Origin of the sequence: Burkholderia cenocepacia (assembly GCF_014211915.1) — a bacterium.
GTDB lineage: Bacteria > Pseudomonadota > Gammaproteobacteria > Burkholderiales > Burkholderiaceae > Burkholderia > Burkholderia orbicola.
Genome location: NZ_CP060040.1, coordinates 1,559,456 through 1,581,660, shown reverse-complemented (window position 1 = coordinate 1,581,660; position 22,205 = coordinate 1,559,456). Strand labels below are relative to the sequence as shown.

Below are 22,205 nucleotides of genomic sequence, written 5' to 3'. Positions count from 1 at the left end.
GCCGGTTGAGCCGGCGCGACGGATCGCGTGAGGGAGAGAACGGCGTTACGTTACAGCGCGCGCTTGATCGCCTGCTCCAGTAGCGACAGCCCGAGGTCGATCTCTTCGTCGCTGACGGTCAGCGGCGGCGCGATCCGGAACACGCCGCCCATGCCGGGCAATTGCACGATGTTCATGCTGAGCCCGAGCTTCATGCACTCGCGCGTGATCTTCGCGCCGAGCCCGTCCGCCGGCTCCTTGGTGCGGCGATCCTTGACGATCTCGACGCCGAGCAGCAGCCCGCGTCCGCGCACGTCGCCGATGCAGTCGAAGCGCTCCATCAGGTCGAGCAGGCCGCGCCGCAGCCGGTCGCCCATCGTGTTGGCGCGCGCGACGAGGCCGTCGCGCTGCACGACGTCGAGCACGCGCAGGCCGACCGCCGCCGGCAGCGGGTCGGACACATGGGTCGTATAGAACAGGTAGCCGAGCTCGTGCGCGCGTTCCTCGATGGCCGCGGACGTGACCATCGCCGCGAGCGGCAGCCCGGCGCCGAGCGTCTTCGACAGCGTCAGGATGTCGGGCGTCACGCCGTCGCGCTGGCACGCGAACATCGTGCCGGTGCGGCCGACGCCCGTCTGCGCCTCGTCGAGGATCAGCAGCATGCCGCGTTCCTCGCACTTGCGCTTGAGCGCGGCCATGTAGCCGTCCGGCAACTCGATGATCCCGCCCGAACTGAGGATCGGCTCCGCGATGAACGCGGCGAGATTGCCGCTCGACTGGCGGTCGATCAGGTCGAACGCGTAGTCGAGTTCGGCGAGCGGGTCGTACGCGCCGTTGCGCTCGAAGCGCGGCCGGTACGCGAACGGGGCCGGAATCGCGAACGAGCCGACCGCCGCGGGGCCGACGCCCTTGCGGCCGGCGCTGTACGTGGCCGACGCGGCGGCGCCCGTCATCCCGTGCCACGACTGCGCGAAGCCGACGATCTCGTACTTGCCGGTGACGAGCTTCGCCATCCGGATCGCCGCCTCGTTCGATTCCGCGCCGGTGCTGAGCAGCAGCGCGCGGTCGAGGCCGGCGGGCGTGAGGTCGGCCAGGCGCGTCGCGAGCTCGACGACCGGCCGCGACAGCATCCCGCTGAACAGGTGGTCGAGCTTGCCCGCGTATTCGCCGATCACGGACACGATTTCCGGATGGCTGTGGCCGAGCACCGCGCTCATCTGGCCCGACGTGAAATCGAGGATCGCGCGGCCGTCGGCATCGTAGACGAAGCTGCCCTTCGCGCGCTCGACGATCATCGGCTCGAACGTGCCGCCGTAGCGGACCAGGTGCTGCCTGGCGTTGCGCCAGAAGGTTGCGTCGTCGTTCAGGGACATCGGGCGGCTCCGGGCAAAAGGGCAGGGATCGCTTGCAGTCTAGGCGCGCGTCTGGTTTGATGGAATCGAATAGTTCTAATGCAAGCTAGAAATGGAGCTAATACCTTGGCGCTTTCGCTCGAAATCGACCTGCTGCGCTCGTTCGTCGTGATCGCCGAGGTGCGCGCGCTGAGCCGCGCGGCCGCGCGCGTCGGCCGCACGCAATCCGCGCTCAGCCAGCAGATGAAGCGGCTCGAGGAAGCGGTCGACCAGCCGCTGTTCCAGCGCACCGGCCGTGGCGTGGTGCTGACGCAGCCGGGCGAGCGGCTGCTCGTGCATGCGCAGCGCATCCTGCGACTGCACGACGAGGCGATGGCCGACCTGTGCGGCACGGGGCTGTCGGGGACGATCCGGTTCGGGTGCCCGGACGATTACGCCGAGGTGTGGCTGCCGTCGCTGCTGCGGCAGTTTTCGAGCCAGCATCCGCAGGCGATCGTCGAAGTCGTCTGCGGGCCGACGCCGCGACTCGTCGAACAGTTGGAGAAGCGCGCGGTCGATCTGGCGATGATTTCCGTGCCGGACGACGGCGCGACCGACGACGTCATTCGCCGCGAGCCGCTGGTCTGGATCGGTTATCCGGGGCTCGCACCCGCGCATTTCGATCCGCTGCCGCTCGCGCTGTCCGACCGCGACACGCTCGATCACCTCGCGGCGTGCGACGCGTTGACCCGCGCCGGCCGCGACTACCGCGTCGCGTATGCGAGCAGCAGCCTCGCCGGGCTGATCGCGCTGGTGCGCTCGGGGCAGGCGTTCGCGGTGATGACGCAGACGGCCGTGCCGGCCGACCTCGCGATCGTCAACGGCGATCCGCGCTTGCCGCCGTTGCCCGCCGTGGGCATTACGCTGCGGTTCGACCGGAAGCGGCCGTCGCACCTGACGGCCGCCTTCGCCGACCATATCCGGCAAACGCTGCCGTTGCTTTGACGGCCGACGTGAATCAGTCGACCATCGACGAAGCCGACGCCTGCGTGCGTCCCGGATTCTCCGCCGCCGCCGCCTCGCGCACGCGGATCGCCGCCTGCATGCCGGACAGCTTCAGTTCGGTTTCCTGATATTCGTTGACCGGCTCGGAATCGGCGACGATGCCGCAGCCCGCGAACAGCCGGCACGCGCCGCCCGCGATCAGCGCCGAGCGCAGCGCGACGATGAAATCGCCGTTGCCGTGCGCATCGATCCAGCCGATCGGCGCCGCATACCAGCCGCGATCGAAGCCTTCGTGCGCACGGATGTGGTCGAGTGCCGGTGCGCGCGGATGGCCGGCCACCGCCGGCGTCGGGTGCAGCGCCGCGACCACCTGCAACAGCGTCGCATCCGCATTCAGCGTCGCGCGGATCGGCGTGCTCAGGTGCTGGAGCTTCGGCAGCCGGTGCAGCGACGGTTGATCGGGCACGTCGAGCGCGCGCGACAGCGGTGCGAGCGCGGCACGGATGGCGTCGACGACGAGCGCATGCTCGAGCCGCTCCTTCGCGGAAGCCATCAGCGCGGCGCCGAGTGCGCGATCGTCGTCGGGCGTGGCGCCGCGCCGGATCGTGCCGGCCAGCGCATGCGTGCGCACGTCTCCGGCCGCGACACGCGCGAGCCGTTCCGGCGTCGCGCCGACGAAGCACGCCCCGTCGCGACGGACCGCGAACAGGTGCGCATGCGCGTCGCGCCGCCGCAGCCGGCGCAGCAGCGGCGCGATCGCCACAGGCCGCGCGTACTGTTCGAGCACGTCGCGGGCGAGCACGACCTTGCCGAAGGCGCCGTCGTGGATCGCGTCCACCGCACGACGGACTTCGTGCTGCCATTCGCTCGCCTGGAGCGCCTGCGTGTGCAGCAGTTGCGGTGCATCGTCTTCCGCGGCCGGTGCAAGCGTGCCGAGCGACTCGATCCGCGCGAGGCACGCATGCGCGAGCGCGGCGGGATCGTCGTGGGCGGCGACGACGTGCTGGCAGACGGCCCAGTGCGCATCCCCTTCGCGCACGATCAGCAGCTTCGCCAGCGTCATGCTCGCATCGGGAAACGATGCCCAGTGCGCGCTGCGCGGGCCCCGCGAATCGAACCGGAAGCCGCCGACCAGCCGCGGCGGCTGCGGGCCGGCCGTGATTGCATCACTCACGAGCGTGCGCCAGCGCGCATCGATCTGCGCGAAGCGCGTGTCGCCGGTGGCGCTCAGTTCGACCGCGCAATCCCAGCCGTAGAGCGTGACGGACGCATCGCCGGCTTCGTGGAAGCACCACGGCGTGACACCGTCGTCCCACGCGGCGATCAGGTCGAAGAAGTCGAGCGGGCGCAGCGGCACCGAGACCGACGCCAGCGTCGGTGTGCCGGTGGCGGCGGCGCGGCGGGCCGCACGCGCGAACGTGTCGTGCAGCAGCGGAAGGCCGGCGTTCATGCAAGCCCCCGCTGTTGTCGCCAGTATTGCGTTTGCTGCGCGATGTACCACGCGATGAGCTGGGCGAACAGCGTCTCGACGTAGTCGGCGTCGAGGCCGGCCTGTTCGGCCCAGCGGCGCCGGTCGGGCAGCATCGCGGCCACCCGCTCCGGCGCGGCGATGCTCGCTTCGTCCGGCTTGAAGCGCGACGCGGCCAGCACGTACTGCATGCGCCGGCCGAGCGCGTCGATGATGTCGGCGTCCAGCCGATCGATCGCTTCGCGAATGTCGGGCAGCCCCGTGCAGGCGTCCGGTGTTTTCATGTGTACTCCTTTCCGTAACGAAGGGATTGGTCGATCCGTTCGACCAGATGGGCGATCACCGCCGGGTATTGGTGTCGCAGGTAGAAGTGGTCGCCGTTGAACGTCTCGACGCGGATCGGGCGCGCGGCGACGTCCTGCCACGCGTGCGCCTCGTCGCTGTCGAGCTCGGGATCGGCGAGCGGCAGCATCACGCCGAGCGGCGCATCGATGCGCGGTGGGCGGTCGCGCCGATACGTTTCGATCGCGCGGTAGTCGTGGCGGATCATCGGCAGGTAGATCGCGCGCATTTCCGGATCGGCGAGCAGCGCGGCGTGCTCGCCGGACAGCCGGGCGACGTCGCCGACGAGCGCGTCGTCGGATTGCAGGTGCAGATCCGACGGGCGCTGGCGATGCGGCGGCGGCAGCGCGGACACCGCCACGTAAAGCGGCGCGGCGCCGCGCGCCTCGAGCCGCAGCGCAACCTCGTACGCGAGGGCCGCACCGAGGCTGTGCCCGAACAGCACGAGCGGTGCATGGGCATAGCGTTGCAGCGCGTCGGCGGCGGGGCCGGCGAGCGCGTCGATCGAGGGCAGGCACGGCTCGCCGAAGCGTTCCTCGCGGCCCGGATACTGCAGCGCGAGCAGATCGACGTCCCACGGCAGCGCACGGCTCCAGCCACGAAAGAAATTCGCGGTGCCGCCCGCATGCGGAAAGCAGACGAGCTGCGCGCGCGGGCACGGCGACAGCCGCAACTCGCGAATCCAGCTCGAACCGGTCGGGTGCGCGCTCATGCGGCCGCCGCCTGCAACTGGCGACGCAGCAGGTCGCGCAGCGATTTCTTGCTGGTCTTGCCGATGCCGGTTTCCGGAAAGCGCGACATGAATTCGATGCGGTCGGGGATCTTGAACGCCGCGAGCCCGCAATCGCGCAAGTAGCGTTTCAGCACGAGCCGGGACGGGGCCGGCGCGCGTGCGACCACGAACGCGCAGGTTCGCTCGCCGAGGATCGGGTCGGGCATCGCGACGACCGCCGCATCGTGTACCTGCGGATGCGCGAGCAACAGGTTTTCCACTTCCTCGGCGGAGACCTTCTCGCCGCCGCGGTTGATCTGATCCTTGTCGCGGCCTTCGACGACGAGGTCGCCGTCCGCGGTGCGCCGCACGCGGTCGCCGCTGCGGTAGAAGCCGTCGGCCGTGAACGCCGTCGCGTCGTGCTCCGCGAGCCGGTAGTAGCCGCGGATCGTGTACGGGCCGCGTACCTGCAATTCGCCGATCTCGCCGGGCGCGACCGGTGCGCCGGTTTCGTCGACGATGCGTACTTCGTCGCCTTCGGAAACGGGGCGGCCCTGTGTATGCGCGATGCGCTCGGGCGCATCGTCGAGCCGCGTGCAGCAGATGAGCCCTTCGGCCATGCCGAACACCTGCTGCAGCCGGCAGCCGAGCACGGGCGTCACGCGTTCGGCCGCATGGTCCATCAGCCGTGCGCCGCCGACCTGCAGCACGCGCAGGCTCGACAGGTCGGCCTGCCGTTGCGGCTGCTCGTCGAGCCACAGCAGCGCGAGCGGCGGCACGAGCGCGGTATGCGTGACGCGTTCCTGCGCGATCAGCGCGAAGCTCTGGTCGGGCTCGGGCCGCGCGGTCGTCACGACCCGGCCACCCGCGAGCAATGCACCGATCGTGCCGGGGCAGCACAGCGTGAAGTTGTGCGCCATCGGCAGCGCGGCGAGATAGACGGTGTCGGTGTCGAAACCGCTCGCGGCGCTGCACGCGCGCACGTTGTACAGGTATTCGCGATGGCGGCGCGGAATCAGCTTCGGCGTGCCGGTCGTGCCGCCGGACAACTGGAAGCACGCGATGTCGTCGGCGCGTGCCGAGCAGTCGAGCACGGGCGGCGCGTCGTACAGCGCGTCGAACGACGTGAACGCGTGATCGTCGCCGGCCATCACGATGTGCTCGAGCGTCGGGCAGTCGGCCTGCAACGCGGCCGCGAGCGGTCGGCAGTCGAAATCGCCGAGCTGCGACGCGCCGAGATAAGCACGCGCACCGGCGAAGCGGCAGAACGCGCCGATCTCGTAGTGACGGTGCGCGGGCAGCGCGAGCACCGGCCGCACGCCGAGCTGGAACAGCGCGAAGCACGTCTCGATGAAGCGCGCGCCGTTCGGCAACTGGACGACGACCGCGTCGCCGCGTGCCAGGCCGAGGCGCGCGAGGCCGCCCGCGAGGCGGCGAATGCGCGCGAGCAGATCGCGATAGTGCAGCCGCAGCGTGCCGTCGACGACGGCGAGCGCGTCGGGATGGCGCTGCGTGCATGCATCGAGCGCGTCGAAGAACGTCGTGTCCTGCCAGTAGCCGGCGTCGCGGTAGCGGCGCGCGAAGTCGTCGGGCCAGTCGGGCGCGTCGGCCGGCACGGCCGCCGTCAGGGAGGAAGGGGAGGATTGCATGCGCTGACCTTGGGTTCCGGCAAGTTGTCAGAAAATGTAAATGAGAGGTATTATCATTTGTAACAGGTGCTGCGATAGCGCCGTTTCTTTCGATATCGCGGCAATTTCGTTCGATCGGGCGTCGGTCGCGCGGCACCCGCCCGGTCTGGCCGGACAATCGGCCGGTTGCCGCCGGCGCGCGCCGGTCCGCGCGTGCCGCCCAACCAACGGACCTCCGATGAGATCGACCTCCTTCGCTTCGTCACGACGTCACCCGCCGGTGCTCGTGCCCGGCAATCATCCGGGTGTGGTGCACATCGACGCGGGCATGAAACTCATGAGCGGCACGCTGTGCTCGGATAGCCGCGACTGGTACGAGGAGCCGCTCGAAAAAGGGCTGAAGCTCGTCCTCGTGCAGAGCGGGCAGTTGCGCTGCCGAGTGCCGGGCCAGCCCGAGCAATGCATCAAGGGGCCGGGCCTGTGCGTGATCGCCAACGATGGCGAATTCACCACCCACCAGATCTACGACCGCGACGTGCCGCTGCGCTACACGATCGTGCAGCTCGGCCTCGATGCGCTCGACCGCAACCTGAGCCTGCTGCCGGAGAAGATGCTCGCGCCGACGGGCGGCGATCCGCGCATCGTCAGTTGCCCGGCGTCGAAGGCGCTGCAGGCGCTCGCCGTGCAGATCGCCACCTGCCCGTTCGAGGGCGCGGTGCGCGAGTACTACCTGAAGGCGAAGGCGTTCGAGCTGACCGCGCTGAGCGCGCAGCTGCTGGCCACGCAGCGGCAGCACGCGCCGGCCGACGTGCGCGTCACGTCGTCGGATGTCGAGCGCGTGTATGCGGCGAGCGACATCCTGACGCGCGAGCTTCAGCATCCGCCGACGCTCGACGCGCTCGCGAGTCGCGTCGGGATGAATTCGCGCAAGCTGACGGCCGGTTTCCGCAAGGTGTTCGGCACGAGCGTGTACGCGTATCTGCAGGAATACCGGCTGCGGACCGCGCACGCGATGCTGTGCGCGGAGGATGCGAACGTGTCGACCGTCGCATACCGCGTCGGCTACAGCCCCGCGCATTTTTCGATCGCGTTCCGCAAGCGCTACGGCATTTCGCCGAGCGATATCCGCGTGTCGTCGAACGCGATCGACAACGAGGAACTGGCGGGCGCGGCGATCTAAAACAACTGACCGGCAGCCTAAAGGAATCGACCGGGCTCATGGGCGTTAATGAGATAGATTCTCATTCACAGGTGGCCGCCGCCGCGCGGAACCGCCGTCGAACGACCCATACAAGGCGTGCCCATGAGCCAGACCGTTGTCGATTCCACTACCGACCATTCCGATCCTTCCTGTTGTTCTTCCACTGAATTTCGCGCGCGGCTCGTTGCGCTGATCGCCGAGCTGCTCGACGAATCCGTCGACGAGATCGCGTCGCTCGACGATGACGAGGACCTGCTGAGCTGCGGCCTCGATTCGATCCGGCTGATGTATCTGCAGACCCGCGTGAACCGGCTCGGCCATGCGCTGACGTTCGATGCGCTCGCGCGCACGCCGACGCTCGGCGCGTGGACCACGCTGCTCGCCAATGCGCCGCGTATCGCTCGCACGGAAGCCGTCGTCGCTGCCGAAGCGGTCGACGTGCATGCGCCGTTCGAATTGTCCGCGGTGCAGCAGGCGTACTGGCTCGGCCGCGGCGACGGCGAGGTGCTCGGCAACGTGAGCTGCCACGCGTTTCTCGAATTCCGCAGCCGCGCGATCGACCCCGTTCGTCTCGACACGGCATGCCGGCGCGTGCGCGAGCGTCATCCGATGCTGCGCGCGCGTTTCGACGGCGGCCGTCAGCAGATCCTCGCCGAATCGGACGCGCCGGTGTTCGCGCACGCGGACTGGCGCGACCGGACGGCGGCCGATGCGGAAACCGAATGGGCGTCGCTGCGCGCGTTCCGCTCGCACGAATGTCTCGACGTCGAGCATGCGCAGGTGTTCATGATGGGGCTCGCGCAGATGCCCGGCGGCGAGGATCGCGTGTGGCTCAGCGTCGACCTGCTCGCGGCCGACGTGGACAGCGTGCGGCTGCTGATGCAGGAGATCGGCGTGGCCTATGCCGAGCCGTCGGCGCTGCCGGATGCGCCGTCGACGTGGTTCCCGGCCTGGCTCGCACGTCGCGCGGCCGAGACGCGCGATGCGCGGGCCGCGGCGCGTGACGCCTGGCAGGCGCGGCTCGCGACGTTGCCGGAAGGGCCGGCGCTGCCGCTCGCCCGCGCGCCCGAAACGATCCGCGCGCCGCGTTTCAGCCGCGTCGCGCATACGCTGAGCACGGACGAGTTGACGCGTCTGCAGGCGCGCGCCGCGCAGCATGGCGTCACGCTGTCGTCGGTGTTCGGCGCGGCGTTCGCGGCCGTGCTCGCGCGCTGGAGCGGCCGGCAGGCATTCCTGCTCAACGTGCCGCTGTTCGACCGGCACGGCGATGCGCCCGATCTGGGCCGCGTGATCGCCGATTTCACGACGCTGCTGCTCGTCGAATGCGACGTGCGCGCCGATGCGAGCGCGGCCGACGCGATGCGCGCGTTCCAGCAGCGGCTGCATGGTGCGATCGCGCAGGCCGCGTATCCGGCGCTCGACGTGCTGCGCGATGCGCGTCGGCAGGGCACGCCGCGTGCGGCGCCCGTCGTGTTCTCGTGCAATCTCGGTGACGAACCGTTCGTGCCCGATGCGTTCGCGCAGGTGTTCGGCGATCTGCACGACATGATTTCGCAGACGCCGCAGGTATGGCTCGACCATCAGCTCTATCGCGTGCCGGGCGGTGCACTGCTCGCGTGGGACAGCGTCGACGGGCTGTTCCCGGACGGAATGATCGACGCGATGTTCGGCGCGTATGTCGCGTTCGTGCAGGCGCTGTGCGATCGCGACTGGCGGCTGCCGATCGCGGTCGAGCTGCCGTCCGCGCAGCGGCGCGTGCGCGACACGCTCAATGCGTTGCCGGCTCCCGGCCGCGCGCGCACGCTGCATCACGATTTCTTCGCGCTGGCCGCGCGCGAGCCGGCCGCCGTGGCGTTGCGATACGGCGATCGCACGGTGACGCGCGGCGAACTGGCCGCGCAGGCGCTCGCGATCGCGGGCGGCTTGCGCGCGGCCGGGATCGGGCACGGCGATGCCGTCGAGATCAGTTTGCCGCGCGGGCCTGCGCAGGTCGCGGCCGTGTTCGGCGTGCTGGCGGCCGGCGCATGCTACGTGCCGCTCGACATCGCGCAGCCGGTCGCGCGCAAGGCGCTGATCGAGCGTGCGGCGGGCGTGAAGGCCGTGATCGACGACACCGCGTGCGCGGGCGGGCCGCTGCCGCATGTCGGCATCGCCGCGCTGTCGCGGCATGCGCCGCTGGCCGCGCCGCTCGAGGTCGCGCCGCAGACGACCGCTTACGTGATCTACACGTCCGGTTCGACGGGCGTGCCGAAGGGCGTCGAGATGACCCACGCGGCGGCGATCAACACGATCGATGCGATCGATGCGCTGCTCGGCGTGCGCGCGGACGACCGGCTGCTGGCGGTGTCGGCGCTCGATTTCGATCTGTCGGTGTACGACCTGTTCGGCGCGCTGGGTGCCGGTGCGCAACTCGTGCTGCCGACGCAGGATGAAGCGCGCGATGCGGCGCGCTGGATCGAACTGATCGCGCAGCACAGCGTAACGCTGTGGAACTCGGCGCCCGCGCTGCTGGAAATGGCGCTGGCCGTGCCGGCGGCGAGCGGCGCGTGCCGCAGCGTGCGTGCGGCGCTGCTGTCCGGCGACTGGATCGCACTCGACCTGCCGGCGCGCGTGCGCGCGCGCTGCGGCGATGCCTGTGCGTTCCACGCGCTCGGCGGCGCGACCGAGGCCGGGATCTGGTCGAACGTGCAGACGGTGCGCGACGTGCCGCCGCACTGGCGTTCGATTCCGTACGGCCGGCCGTTGCCGGGGCAGGCGTATCGCGTCGTCGATGGCGACGGCCGTGATGTGCCCGATTACGTGCCGGGCGAATTGCTGATCGGGGGTGACAGTCTCGCGCGCGGCTACCGGAACGATCCCGAGCTGACCGCGCAGCGCTTCGTGCAGCACGCGTCCGGCCGCTGGTATCGCACCGGCGATCGTGGCCGCTACTGGCCGGACGGGACGCTCGAATTCCTCGGGCGCGAGGATCGGCAGGTGAAGGTGCGCGGGCACCGGATCGAGCTCGGCGAGATCGAGGCGGCGCTGGCCGCGCATCTGTTGATCGACGGCGCGTGTGCGAGCGTCGTTCACGGCGAGGCCGCGCGCATCGTCGCGGCGTTCGTGCCGAACGATTGCGCGGCGGCGGACACCGTGCCGTCATCGCTCGCGGCTGCCGACATGGCCGACACGATGCCGGCGGAAACGGCTGTCTCCCGCGCCGTTGCCGGGCGGCTGCTCGACGGCGACGCGGGCCTGCCGCCGTCGCTGCGTGCGCACTGGCACGCAAAGGGTGACGCATCGATTGCCCTCGTCGATGCGCTCGGTCATCTCGACTGGCAGGTAACCGATCTCGACGATCTGACGGCCGCGCTGCGCGCGCTCGCCGCCGACCCGGATACCGCCGCGCAACGCGTGCCGCTGGACCCGTGCGTGGCACCGCTCGCGTTCGCGACGCGTTTTCCGGACGGCGTTCGTACGCTGCGCGAATTCGCCGCCGCGCTGGACGCGCAGGCCGCGGCACACACAGGTGTGCTGCGCGTCGCGGTGCTCGATGCCCGCGCGGGCCAGGCGCTCGATGCGGGGCTCGGCGTGCTCGACGATCCGCGCTTCGACGTGACGCTGTTCGACGTGTCGCCGGGCCTGCTGCACAACGCGCAGGCACGGTTCACGCGAACGCTGCCCGCGTTGCAGACGATGCAGGACGGCTTGCTGCCCGCACGCCATCTCGGCGCATTCGATTGCGTGATCAGTTTCGCGGCGGCCCACCTGCGCGACGATCCGCGCGACACCTTCCGGATCGCGGCCGCGCTGCTCGCGCGGGACGGGCGCCTGCTGCTCGCCGACGTGCTGCGCGATTCGCCGCTGCGCGAACTCGTCGCGAGCGTCGCGGGCGATGCGTCGGTGCCGCGGCCGTTCGCGCACGATGCGCTCGCGGCGGCCGCCCACGCGTGCGGCTTTGCGCTCGATGCGCGCAGCTGGCGCTCGGCGGCATTCGCCTGCATCGATGCGCGCCGGGTCGGCGAGCCGATCGAACAGGCGGCGCTCGCCGACTGGTTGCGCGACCGGTTGCCCGACGCGATGCGTCCCGATGCGCTGTGGTGCGTGCCGCGCTGGCCGCTCAACGCGAACGGCAAGATCGATCGCCGGGCGGTCGGGGATGCACTCGCGCGCGCACTCGGCGACGCACCGGCCGCGCACGACGCGTTCGTGCCGGCCGGCGAACGGCACGCGATATTGCTGGCCTGTTGGGAGCAGGCGCTCGGCCGCGCGGCGAACGCGCGTGACGCGACGTTCTTCGCGCTCGGCGGCGACAGCCTGCTCGCGACCCGCCTGCTCGCGCAATTGCGCGAGCGGCTCGGCGTGCGGATCGGGATGGCCGCGTTCTATCGGCAGCCGACGCTCGCCGGTCTCGCGGCGCAGCTCGACGAACTGACGCCGGCGGCGCCCGCCGACGGCGATGCGTCGGTCGCGACGATCGAGGAGGGCGTGCTGTGAACTTCGACGACGTGCTCGATCTCTGCCGCGAACGCCAGATCGAACTGTGGTGCGACGACGGCGGCCAGTTGCGCTATCGCGCGCCGGCCGGCGCGCTCGATGCGGATCTCGCCGCGCGTATCAAGGCCGAACGCGACGCGTTCGTCCGTTTCCTTCAGGGCGGAGCATGGCGCAGCGATCCGGCGCATCAGTACGAACGATTCGCGCTGACGCCGGTGCAGGCCGCGTATGTGCTTGGTCGCCACGAATCGTTCGAGTTCGGCGGCAGCGCGTGCCATCTGTACGTCGAATACGACGAGCCGAAGGATCTCGACTGCGTGCGCTTCGAGGCCGCGTGGAATGCGTGCGTCGCGCGCCATCCGATGCTGCGCGCGATCGTCGAGGACAACGCATGGCAACGCGTGCTGCCCGACGTGCCGTGGCAGCCGCTCACCGTGCACGACCTGCGCGAGGCCGACGCGAACGCATTCGACGCCCACCTGAACCGCGTGCGCGAGCGCCTCGACCATGCGGTGCACGCGCTCGACCGCTGGCCGGTGCTGCAGCCGGAAGTGAGTCTCGGCCCGGATGGGGCGGTGCTGCACCTGTCCGTGGATTTCACGCTGATCGACTACGCGAGCCTGCAATTGCTGCTCGCCGAGTGGCGGCGTCGTTACGGCGATCCGCAATGGCAGCCCGCGCCGCTCGATGCGACGTTTCGCGACTATGTGATGCATGAAGCGCAGGCCGCGACGCGTGCCGATCATGCGCGCGACAAGGCGTGGTGGCTCAGTCGACTCGACGATCTGCCCGCGCGTCCTGATCTGCCGGTGGTGCCCGCGATGCGTACCGACGGGCGGCCGCGCTTCACGCACCGGCATGCGCGGCTCGATCGCGCGCAATGGACCGCGCTGAGCGGCCATGCGAGCCATTTCGGACTGAGCGCGGCGAGCGTGGCGCTGGCCGCGTTCGCCGAGGTGGTCGGCCGCTGGAGCCAGGCGCCGGCGTTCTGCCTGAACCTCACGGTGCTGAACCGTCCGCCCGTGCATCCGCGCATCGATGCTGTGCTCGGCGATTTCACCGCGCTGAGCCTGCTCGCCGTCGACGCGACGCACGGGCGCGATTTCGTCGAGCGTGCCCGCACGATCGGCGCGCGGATGTTCGACGATCTCGACCATCGCGCCTTCACCGGCGTCGACGTGATGCGCGAACTCGCGCGGCGGCGCGGCAAGGACGCGGCGCTGATGCCGGTGGTGTTCACGAGCGGGATCGGCAGCGTGGGGCGCCTGCTCGGCGAGCACACGGAGCACGCGACGCGCGCCGCACCGCCGCGCACCATGATCAGCCAGACGCCGCAGGTGTGGCTCGATTGCCAGGTGACCGACCAGTTCGGCGGGCTGGAAATCGGCTGGGACGTGCGCGACGACCTGTTTCCGGACGGCATGCCGTCCGCGATGTTCGACGCGTATGTCGCGCTGCTGGGCCGGCTGGCCGACGATGCCGAATGGTGGTCGCGTGAGGGTGACATCGTGCTGCCGTCCGCGGCGCCGGTCGCCGGCGCGCATCCGGATGCCGATACGCATATCGCGGCCGGGTTCGCCGCGCAGGCGTTGCGCACGCCCGATGCGCCGGTCGTGATCGATGCGCTGGGGGCACGCACGTACCGCGAGGTCGCGCAACACGCGGCGGCGCTGCGTACCGCGCTCGAGCAGGCCGGCGTCGGCGTGGGCGATACCGTCGCGGTGCTGATGCCGAAGTGTGCGCATCAGCTCGCGGCCGTGCTCGCGATCGTCCAGGCCGGTGCCGCGTACGTTCCGGTCGACAGCCGTCAGCCGGCGCTGCGGCAACAGGCCATTCTCCGCAATGCACGAGTGCGTGCGGTCGTCAGCGTGCAGGCGCTCGCATTCGAACACGAAGGTTGCGTGCGCATCGATGTCGATGCGTTGTCGAGCGATCCGCAATGGCCGCCGCGCGCCGCGTGCGACATCGCCCCCGATGCGTTGGCCTACGTGATCTACACGTCGGGTTCCACCGGCGAGCCGAAGGGCGTGATGCTGAGCCATGCGGCGGTGTGCAACACGCTTGCCGACATCAGCGCGCGCCATGCGGTCGGCGCGGGCGACGTGGTGCTGGGGCTGGCCGAACTGAGCTTCGACCTGTCCGTCTACGATTTTTTCGGCGCGACCGCGCGCGGCGCGTGCATCGTGCTGCCCGATCCGGCGCGCGGCAACGATCCGTCGCACTGGGCCGAACTGATGGCGCGCCATCGCGTGACGCTGTGGAACTCGGTGCCCGCCCAGGGACAGATGCTGATCGACTATCTCGAAGGCGAACCGGCGCTCGACGTGCCGGGCCCGCGCCGCGTGCTGTGGTCGGGCGACTGGATTCCGGTGACGCTGCCGGCCCGCTGGTGGCGCCGCTGGCCCGACAGCGCACTGTTCAGCCTCGGCGGCGCGACCGAAGCGTCGATCTGGTCGATCGAGCATCCGATCCGTCCGGAAGACACGCAGCTCGCGAGCATTCCGTACGGCCGCGCGCTGACCGGGCAGACGATGGAAGTGCTCGACGCGCTCGGCCGGCCGTGCCCGCCGGGCGTGCGCGGCGAGATCCATATCGGCGGCGTCGGGCTCGCGACGGGCTACGCGAACGATCCGGTGCGGACGGCCGAACGGTTCATCCATCATCCGGACGGGCGCAGGCTTTACCGCACCGGCGATCTCGGGCGCGTGCGCGCCGACGGCTCGCTCGAATTCCTCGGGCGGCAGGACGATCAGGTGAAAATCCGCGGGTACCGGATCGAGCTGGCCGAGATCGATGCGGCGCTGACCGCGCATCCGCTCGTCGGCGCGGCCGCGACGATCGTGCTCGGCGAAGGCGCGGAGCGCCGGCTCGCGAGCTTCGTGTCGCTGCAGAGTGCGGAAGCGCCTGCATCGGCGCGGGACGACGCGCTGCGTGACCTGGCGACGCAGGTGCGCACGGCATTCGACACCGCACGCTGGCCCGCCCAGGCAGACGTGGCGCATTCGGTCGCGCAGCTCGAAACGGCGTGCGTGGCGTCGCTCGCCGCATGGATCGTGCCGGCCGGCGGCTTGACGACCGACGCTTCGACCGGTTTCGCGACCTTGTGCGAGCGGCTGCGTGTGCCGGCGGCACGACGCCATTTGCTGCGCCACTGGCTCACGATGCTCGTCGCGCACGGCGTGCTGGAGGCGGATGCCGAAGACGGCTGGCGCATGCGTCCGGGCGCGAGCCTGGCCGACGCGCATGCGTGCTGGGACGCATTCGCGCAGCACGCGTCGCCCGAGCTGTGGCCGGCCGTGCTCGTCGACTACTTCCGCGCGAGCGCCGGATGCCTCGGCGCGCAGATCGCCGGCAGCGTGTCGCCGGCCGGCCTGATGTTCCCGGAAGGGGCTTCGCATATCGCCGAAGCGATGTACAGCGACGGCGAACATGCCCGCGCGCTGCATCGCGGGATGGCGCAGGCCGTGCGCGCCGTCGTCGCCCGCGAGCCGCAGCGCGCGTGGCGCATTCTCGAAATCGGCGCGGGCACCGCCGCCGCGACGCGTGCGATCGTCGACGCGCTCGCGCCGCTGGTCGAAGCCGGTACGCGTATCGATTACCTGTTCAGCGACGTGTCGAGCTACTTCCTCGCGGCCGCACGCGAGCGTTTCGCCGCGTATCCGTGGATGCGCTTCGTGCGCTTCGACATGAACGCGCCGTGCGACGCGCAGGGCATTGCGCCGCATTCGGTCGACCTGACGATCAGCTCCGGCGCGCTGAACAATGCGCGCGACACGGTCGCACTGATTGCCGGCTTGCGCGCACTGTCGGCGCCCGATGCGTGGTGGGTGATCCAGGAACTGACGGCCGAGCATCCGGAAATCAGCATCAGCCAGGGGCTGATGATGGAGACGCCGGACGATGCGCGGGCCGCATCGGCGCGGTTGTTCGTGCCGCACGCGCAGTGGCTCGACTGGCTGCAGGCGGAGGCGGGCGATCGTGCGCTCGGTTGTGTCGCGCCCGACACGCCGCTCGCCGCGCTCGGCTACGACATCCTGCTGGCTCACGTGAAGCGCGGCGCCGCGCGCATCGCGCCGGATACGCTGCTGGCGTTCGTGGCCGAGCGCGTGCCGAACTACATGGTGCCGTCGCAACTGCGCGTGCTCGAACGTTTGCCGGTGACCGCGAACGGCAAGATCGACCGCCGCGCGCTGGCCGGCATCGCCGATATCCGCGAACCGGCGCCGGCCGTGGTCCGGCCGGTGCCCGCACCGGCAGCCGATCCGCTGCTCGCGCGACTGATCGGCTTGTGGGAAACCGTACTCGATACGCGCAACGTCTCGCCGGATCAGGACTTCTTCGCCGCGGGCGGCGATTCGCTGCTGATCGCGCAGCTCGTGTCGCGGCTGCGCGGCGAGGAGCCGCTCGCGCACGCGCATCCGTTCGACCGGCTGCTGCGCTGGGTGCTCGCGCAGCCGACGCCCGCCGCGTTCGCGCAATGCCTGCGCGATGCGGGCGAGCAGCCGGCGAGCGCGACGCCGACGGCCGCGCCCGCCGCGTCGCGCACGTTGCCTGCATCGGCGGTCGTCCATGCGCCGGCGCCGCGCGTGCGGGCCGGCGCGCGGCCGATTCCGCTCGCGCCGGGTGACGGCGTGCCGCGCGTGATCGTGCACGAAGGGCTCGGCACCGTGCACGCGTATCGTCCGGTGCTGCCCGCGCTGGCTCGGCTGGGCCCGGTGCTCGGCTTCGCGGTGCGCGACGCGCAGGACTATCTCGACCTGCCGGTGCGCCACCTGAACGCGACGCTGGGCCGGCGTTATGCGGATGCGCTGTGGCGCAGCGGCGTGCGCGAGGTCGACGTGCTCGGCTACTGCTCGGGCGGGCTGGTCGCTCTGGAGATGGCGAAGTCGCTCGTGCAGCTCGGTGTCGCGGTGCGCACGCTCGACATCGTGTCGAGCTACCGGATTCCGTACCTGATCGAGGACGAACGGCTCGTGCTGTTCAACTTCGCGGCGACGCTCGGGCTGCCGCTCGATGCGCTCGGCTTTCCGGAAACGTACGTGCTGGCCGACGCGCTGGCTGACGCATTGAAGGCCGACCCTGCGCGGCTCGCGCCCGGCAGCCTGCAGGCGCAGCTCGAGATCTTCGGCGATCGCTGCGAGCCGCTCAACGGGCTGCGTCGCCGCGTGTTGCGCGCGGCGGCCGGCCTGTCGCTGCAGGACGCGCTCGCGCATCCGCTGCTCGACGAGCGCGAGCGGCTCTACCGGCTCTTCATGCATTCGGTGCAGGCGTGCCACTGGGCCGGCGATGCGCCGTATGCGGGTGCGCTGCGGCTGTTCGTTCCGGAGCGCTGCAATCCGCTGATTCCGCAGCAGCGCGCGGCGCTCACCGATTACTGGACGGCGCAGGCGCTCGGCGGCATCACGGCCGTCGATATCCCCGGCGGTCATTTCGACTGCCTGAACGCCGCGTTCGTCGATACGCGCCTGAAGGAGGCACGATGAAGGTCCATCCGCTGCCGGTCGTCGTGGCCGGCTCCCGTTTCGGTCAGTTCTATGCGGCGGGCCTCGCGGCGTCCGGTTCGTATCACGTCGCCGGCATCCTCGGGCAAGGCAGTGCGCGCACGGCCGCATTGGCCGCACGCGTCGGTGCGCCGGTGTTCGATCGCGTCGACGAGCTGCCGGACGACGTGCGCATCGCGTGCGTCGCCGTTGGCGGCGCGGCGCGCGGCGCGCAAGGCGCCGCGCTCGCGTGCCGGCTGCTCGAACGCGGGATCGACGTCGTGATCGAGCATCCGCTGCTGCCCGACGAATGGGACAGCGTGCTGCGCACCGCGTCGCGCCATGGCCGCCGCTGCCTGCTCAACAGCTTTTATCCGAACCTGCCGGTCGTCGCGCGCTTCATCGCGGTCGCGCGGCGGCTGCGCGAGACGAGCGCGCCGGTGCATGCGGACGTGGTGTGCTCGGTGCAGGCGAGCTACGCGGCGCTCGACGTGCTCGCGGCCGCGTTGCAGGGCGTCGGGCCGTGGTCGGTCGAACCGATCGGGCCGGCGCTGTCGTCGATGCGCGAATGCGCGATGGTGCTCGCCGAAACGCCGGTGTCGCTGCGCGTGCACAACGAGATGGCGGCGGCCGACGACGGCCGGATGAGCCTGCTGTTCGGCATCACGCTGACGACCGACGCCGGCACGTGGACGCTCGCGTCGCCGCACGGCCCGCTGTGGTGGGCGCCCGCGCTGCGCGAGCCGGCGCTGGACGACGACGGCCTGTTCCCGATCTTCGGCGAGGCGGCCGGCGACGACATGCCGAGCATCCAGATCTGCGACGACGCACAGGACACCTGGGGCGAGATTCACGCGCGCTGCTGGCCGCAGGCGGCCGTGCGCGCGGTCGACCGGCTCGTGTCCGGCGAAGGGCTGCACGCGTGCAACCAGCGCAGCATCGACGTGGCGCGCGTCTGGCAGCAGTTGACCGCGCAACTCGGTTTTCCGGCGCAGCCGCCGGGTGACGCGCGCGCCGCGACGCTCGGCATGCTGCTGGAGCGTGCCGCATGAAGGGGCCGTTGCTTTCGATGTTGCGGCCGTTCGCAGTGCCGCTCGTCGCGGCGGTGGCGTTGCAGGCGCTGGCCGGCATCGCGTCGCTCGTACCGTGGCTCGCGCTTGCGCATCTCGCCGACGCATGGCGCGTGAGCGCGCAGCTCGACGCCGCGGCGCGCGGCTGGCTCGTCGCGGCCGTGGCGGCCGGCGCGTGCTGGCTGGGCGGCCAGACGGTCGCACTGCACCTGACGCACCGCGTCGACGCCGATCTCGGCGACCGTCTGCGCAAGCGCCTCGCCGATCATCTGCAGCGTTTGCCGCTCGGCTGGTTCGCACGCGCGGGCAGCGACCGCGTCGCGCGCCACGTCGACCAGGACGTGCGCGCGCTGCATCAGCTCGTCGCGCATGCGCCGGCCGATCTCACGCAGCTCGTCGTCGTGCCGTGCGCGGCGCTCGCGTGCCTGCTTTATCTGAATCCCGCGCTGCTCGCGTTCGCGCTCGTGCCGCTCGTCGCCGGTGCGGCGCTGTTCCGCTGGATGCGCTCGGCACGCTTCGCGCCGGCCTTCGCCGCACGCAACGCGGCGCTCGAACGGTTGATGGGCGACTACGCGCAGCTCGCGCAGAACCCGGCGCTGGTGCGGCAGTATCCGCGCGCCGGGATCGAGGCCGCCGCGCTGGCGTCGGCCGGACATTTCTCGCACGCGTTCGCGGCGTGGGTCGGCCGCATCGGCGGTCTCGGCGCGTGCACGCAGGTGCTGCTCGGCACGCCGTTCCTGCTCGCGTGGGTGGTGTTCGGCGCGACGTGGCTGACGGTCGGGCAGTTGCCGGTTGGCACGCTGTGCGCGTTCGCGTTGCTGATCTGGGCGGTCGCGGCGCCGGTGCGTGCGCTCGGTCATGGCGCCGATGCGTTGCGCGAGGCGCGCGCGGCCGCCGCGCGGCTCGATGCGTTGCTCGTGCAGCCGGGCCTGCAGGAACCCGCCGACGGCGCGGCACAGGCGCCGCGCGACGCGTCGATCGAACTGCGCGGCGTGCAGGTCGACATCGACGGCGAGCCGATCCTGCGCGACCTCGACGCGACGATCGCGGCCGGCACGACCACCGCGATCGTCGGGCCGTCGGGCGCGGGCAAGAGCACGCTGCTGATGCTGCTCGCGCGCTTCATGGACCCCGATCGCGGCACGGTGCGGCTCGGCGGCGCCGATCTGCGGCTGCTCGCGTCGGACACGCGCCGCGAACAGGTCGCGATGGTGTTCCAGCAGGCCACCGCGCTCGCCGATGTGTCGATTGCCGCGAACATCGCGCTGTACCGGCCCGATGCCGATCGCGACGCGATTCGCGCCGCCGCGCGTGCGGCCTGTCTCGACGAGCGCATCGACGCATTGCCGGGCGGCTACGACTGCGTGTGCGGGCGCGACGTGCGGCTGTCCGGCGGCGAACTGCAGCGGCTGTCGATCGCGCGTGCGCTGCTGTCGCGCGCGCCGCTGCTGCTGCTCGACGAACCGGCGTCGGCGCTCGATCCGCAAACCGGGCGCGCGTTGCGCAACGCGCTGCGCGCCGACACGCGTACCCGTGTGATCGTCAGCCACGATCTCGACGCGATCCGGCACGCGGACCAGATCCTCGTGATGGAGCACGGCCGCATCGTCGAACGCGGTACGCACGCGGCGCTGCTTGCCGCGCACGGGCTGTATGCGCGGCTCTGGCGCGAACGCGGCGCCGCAGGCGGGGAGGCCGCATGATGACGACATCGCTCAAACGTTTGCAGTGCCTGCCGCGCGACACGCGCCGCGCGCTGTGGCGCGGGCTGGGCTGGGCGGTGGCCGCCGCATTGCTCGACGGCGCGTGCGGGCTGCTGCTCGTGCCGCTGATCCGCGCCTGGTTCGCCGGTGCGCAGGCGGCCGCGCTGCGCTGGACGGCCGTGCTCGGCGCGCTGACGCTGTGCCATGCGCTGGTGCTGTACGTCGCGCAACGTCGAGGCTATCGCGCGGGCGGCGCGCTGGCCGTTGGCCTCGTCGAACGCCTCGTGCACCACCTGCCGCGCATCGCGTCGTGGCAGGCCGTGCGCGACAGTCATCCGGCCGGGTTGCTGCGCGGGCCGGTGATGCAGGCGATGGGACTTCCCGCGCACCTGCTCGGGCCGTTGATCGGCGCGGTCGTCACGCCGCTCGCGGTGGTCGCGGGGCTCGCGTGGATCGACTGGCGCATCGCGCTGTGCCTCGCGGCGGCGGCCGTGCTGCTGTTCGCGCTGCTGGAACGCGGCGGCGCCCGCACGCTCGCGTTCGAACAGGCGCGCGCCGCGGGCGATCGCGACATGGCCGTGCAGCTTCAGACCTTCGCCGCGCATCAGGGGCTGCTGCGCTTCGCGGGCCGGGACGGCGACGCACGCGCGGCGCTGCAGCGCGCGTTCGACGAACAGCATCGCCGCACGCGAGCACTGATGCGGCGCTCGCTGCCGATCGAGCTCGGCTTCGCGGGGGCGGTGCAGGGCGTGTTCGTCGCGATGCTGATCGGCGGCGCGTGGGCCGTCGCGGTTGGCCGGCTCGACGCGGCGACGGCCGTCGCGGTGCTCGTGCTGCTCGTGCGCTTCATCGAGCCGCTCGCGCAGCTCACGCAGCTCGACCAGGCGCTGCGCGGCGGCTGGCGCGCGCTCGATACGGTGCTCGCGGTGCTGCATGCGCCACTTTTCGACAGCCCCGAGCGCGGCACGCCGGTACACGACGCGAGCGTCGACGCGCTGCGCGTCGGCTATCGGTCCGCCGGCGGCGCGACGCTGCTCGACGGGATCGACCTGCATTGTCCGGCGGGCGGCTTCGTCGCGATCGTCGGCCCGACGGGGGCGGGCAAGAGCACGCTGCTCGGCCTGCTCGCGCGGCTCGACGATCCGTGCGCCGGGCGCGTGCTGCTCGGCCGCGCCGACGTGCGGCACCTGAGCGAGGCGACGCTCGCCGCGACGCGCAACCTCGTGTTCCAGGACAACGGGCTGTTTCGCGGCAGCCTCGCGTGGAACGTGCGGATGGGGCGGCCCGACGCGGCCGATGCCGAACTGCGCGCCGCGCTGGACGCGGTCGGCCTGCTGCGCGACGCCGAGCGCCTGCCGGACGGCCTCGACACCGATGTGGGGCCGGGCGGCCAGTTGCTGTCGGGCGGGCAGCGCCAGCGCGCATGCCTGGCGCGCGCGCTGCTGGCGCGGGCGCCGGTGCTGATGTTCGACGAGCCGACTGCGAGCCTCGACGAGCTGAGCGCGCGACGCGTGCGCGACAGTCTCGTCGCGCTGCGTGGGCAACGCACGCGCATCGTCGTCACGCACCAGCCGGCGCTCGCGGCGGCCGCCGATACGATCGTCGTGCTCGACGCGGGCCGCGTGCGGGCGACCGGCACGCATGCGCAACTGATCGCGACCGATGCGTGGTACGCGACGTTCGCCCGTGCGGGGCGGCCCGACGGGGCGCCACCCGCCGGCGCGGACGTCGAAACGCGCCCGGCCGAGTCCGAACAGTGACGTGAACAATGCGGGCCGCCGTGCCCGGAATCGATAGGAAAAGCCCCTCG

12 protein-coding genes are annotated in these 22,205 nt (G+C 71.3%); 7 read left to right on the top strand and 5 right to left on the bottom strand.

Features of this window, described 5'->3' with window-relative positions:
* Positions 1-50 precede the first annotated feature (50 nt).
* Positions 51-1,352 carry an aspartate aminotransferase family protein gene (locus SY91_RS23535; RefSeq protein ID WP_023475671.1) on the bottom strand — a complete coding sequence of 434 codons (1,302 nt, stop codon included), beginning with the start codon at positions 1,350-1,352 and terminating at the stop codon, positions 51-53.
* A 78-nt stretch (positions 1,353-1,430) separates the two neighbouring features.
* On the opposite strand from SY91_RS23535, the gene SY91_RS23530 reads away from it, so the two are divergent.
* Positions 1,431-2,315 (top strand): LysR family transcriptional regulator, encoded by an 885-nt coding sequence (locus SY91_RS23530; RefSeq protein WP_006480727.1) that lies wholly within the window; start codon positions 1,431-1,433, stop codon positions 2,313-2,315.
* A 13-nt stretch (positions 2,316-2,328) separates the two neighbouring features.
* On the opposite strand, the gene SY91_RS23525 is transcribed toward SY91_RS23530, so the two are convergent.
* Genes SY91_RS23525 through SY91_RS23510 form a run of 4 tightly spaced genes read right to left on the bottom strand, consistent with a single transcriptional unit; the run spans position 2,329 to position 6,486 of the window.
* A complete protein-coding gene (locus SY91_RS23525) occupies positions 2,329-3,765 on the bottom strand; it encodes an isochorismate synthase (RefSeq protein ID WP_043887199.1) in 1,437 nt (478 codons plus the stop codon).
* Positions 3,762-4,067, bottom strand: coding sequence for an isochorismate lyase (locus SY91_RS23520; RefSeq protein WP_006480729.1), 306 nt, complete (start codon positions 4,065-4,067; stop codon positions 3,762-3,764). Before SY91_RS23520 ends, SY91_RS23525 begins: the two co-directional genes overlap by 4 nt.
* Positions 4,064-4,837: a thioesterase II family protein gene (locus SY91_RS23515; protein ID WP_023475672.1), complete on the bottom strand. Its 774-nt coding sequence runs from the start codon at positions 4,835-4,837 to the stop codon at positions 4,064-4,066. Before SY91_RS23515 ends, SY91_RS23520 begins: the two co-directional genes overlap by 4 nt.
* Positions 4,834-6,486 (bottom strand): (2,3-dihydroxybenzoyl)adenylate synthase, encoded by a 1,653-nt coding sequence (locus tag SY91_RS23510; protein WP_043887200.1) that lies wholly within the window; start codon positions 6,484-6,486, stop codon positions 4,834-4,836. Before SY91_RS23510 ends, SY91_RS23515 begins: the two co-directional genes overlap by 4 nt.
* Before the next feature lie 217 nt (positions 6,487-6,703).
* Between SY91_RS23510 and SY91_RS23505 the strand changes: the two genes are divergently transcribed.
* From SY91_RS23505 to SY91_RS23480, 6 genes are all read left to right on the top strand, one after another.
* Positions 6,704-7,645: a helix-turn-helix transcriptional regulator gene (locus SY91_RS23505; protein ID WP_011547171.1), complete on the top strand. Its 942-nt coding sequence runs from the start codon at positions 6,704-6,706 to the stop codon at positions 7,643-7,645.
* Positions 7,646-7,768: 123 nt separating this feature from the next.
* Positions 7,769-12,142: a non-ribosomal peptide synthetase gene (locus SY91_RS23500; RefSeq protein ID WP_023475674.1), complete on the top strand. Its 4,374-nt coding sequence runs from the start codon at positions 7,769-7,771 to the stop codon at positions 12,140-12,142.
* On the top strand, positions 12,139-17,625 hold the full coding sequence (locus SY91_RS23495) for a non-ribosomal peptide synthetase (protein WP_185921178.1): 5,487 nt from the start codon (positions 12,139-12,141) through the stop codon (positions 17,623-17,625). The genes SY91_RS23500 and SY91_RS23495 overlap by 4 nt, the downstream gene beginning before the upstream one ends.
* Positions 17,622-18,674: a Gfo/Idh/MocA family oxidoreductase gene (locus tag SY91_RS23490; RefSeq protein ID WP_023477560.1), complete on the top strand. Its 1,053-nt coding sequence runs from the start codon at positions 17,622-17,624 to the stop codon at positions 18,672-18,674. Before SY91_RS23495 ends, SY91_RS23490 begins: the two co-directional genes overlap by 4 nt.
* On the top strand, positions 18,671-20,395 hold the full coding sequence (locus SY91_RS23485; RefSeq protein ID WP_023477561.1) for an ABC transporter ATP-binding protein: 1,725 nt from the start codon (positions 18,671-18,673) through the stop codon (positions 20,393-20,395). The genes SY91_RS23490 and SY91_RS23485 overlap by 4 nt, the downstream gene beginning before the upstream one ends.
* A complete protein-coding gene (locus SY91_RS23480; protein WP_043888506.1) occupies positions 20,395-22,155 on the top strand; it encodes an ABC transporter ATP-binding protein in 1,761 nt (586 codons plus the stop codon). Before SY91_RS23485 ends, SY91_RS23480 begins: the two co-directional genes overlap by 1 nt.
* The last annotated feature ends 50 nt before the right edge of the window (positions 22,156-22,205 follow it).

Excerpts from the sequence above, each read along its gene's own strand:
- SY91_RS23535 (WP_023475671.1), bottom strand. The coding sequence starts at position 1,352 with ATGTCCCTGAACGACGACGCAACCTTCTGGCGCAACGCCAGGCAGCAC.
- SY91_RS23530 (WP_006480727.1), top strand. The coding sequence starts at position 1,431 with ATGCAAGCTAGAAATGGAGCTAATACCTTGGCGCTTTCGCTCGAAATC.
- SY91_RS23525 (WP_043887199.1), bottom strand. The coding sequence starts at position 3,765 with ATGAACGCCGGCCTTCCGCTGCTGCACGACACGTTCGCGCGTGCGGCC.
- SY91_RS23520 (WP_006480729.1), bottom strand. The coding sequence starts at position 4,067 with ATGAAAACACCGGACGCCTGCACGGGGCTGCCCGACATTCGCGAAGCG.
- SY91_RS23515 (WP_023475672.1), bottom strand. The coding sequence starts at position 4,837 with ATGAGCGCGCACCCGACCGGTTCGAGCTGGATTCGCGAGTTGCGGCTG.
- SY91_RS23510 (WP_043887200.1), bottom strand. The coding sequence starts at position 6,486 with ATGCAATCCTCCCCTTCCTCCCTGACGGCGGCCGTGCCGGCCGACGCG.
- SY91_RS23505 (WP_011547171.1), top strand. The coding sequence starts at position 6,704 with ATGAGATCGACCTCCTTCGCTTCGTCACGACGTCACCCGCCGGTGCTC.
- SY91_RS23500 (WP_023475674.1), top strand. The coding sequence starts at position 7,769 with ATGAGCCAGACCGTTGTCGATTCCACTACCGACCATTCCGATCCTTCC.
- SY91_RS23490 (WP_023477560.1), top strand. The coding sequence starts at position 17,622 with ATGAAGGTCCATCCGCTGCCGGTCGTCGTGGCCGGCTCCCGTTTCGGT.
- SY91_RS23485 (WP_023477561.1), top strand. The coding sequence starts at position 18,671 with ATGAAGGGGCCGTTGCTTTCGATGTTGCGGCCGTTCGCAGTGCCGCTC.
- SY91_RS23480 (WP_043888506.1), top strand. The coding sequence starts at position 20,395 with ATGACGACATCGCTCAAACGTTTGCAGTGCCTGCCGCGCGACACGCGC.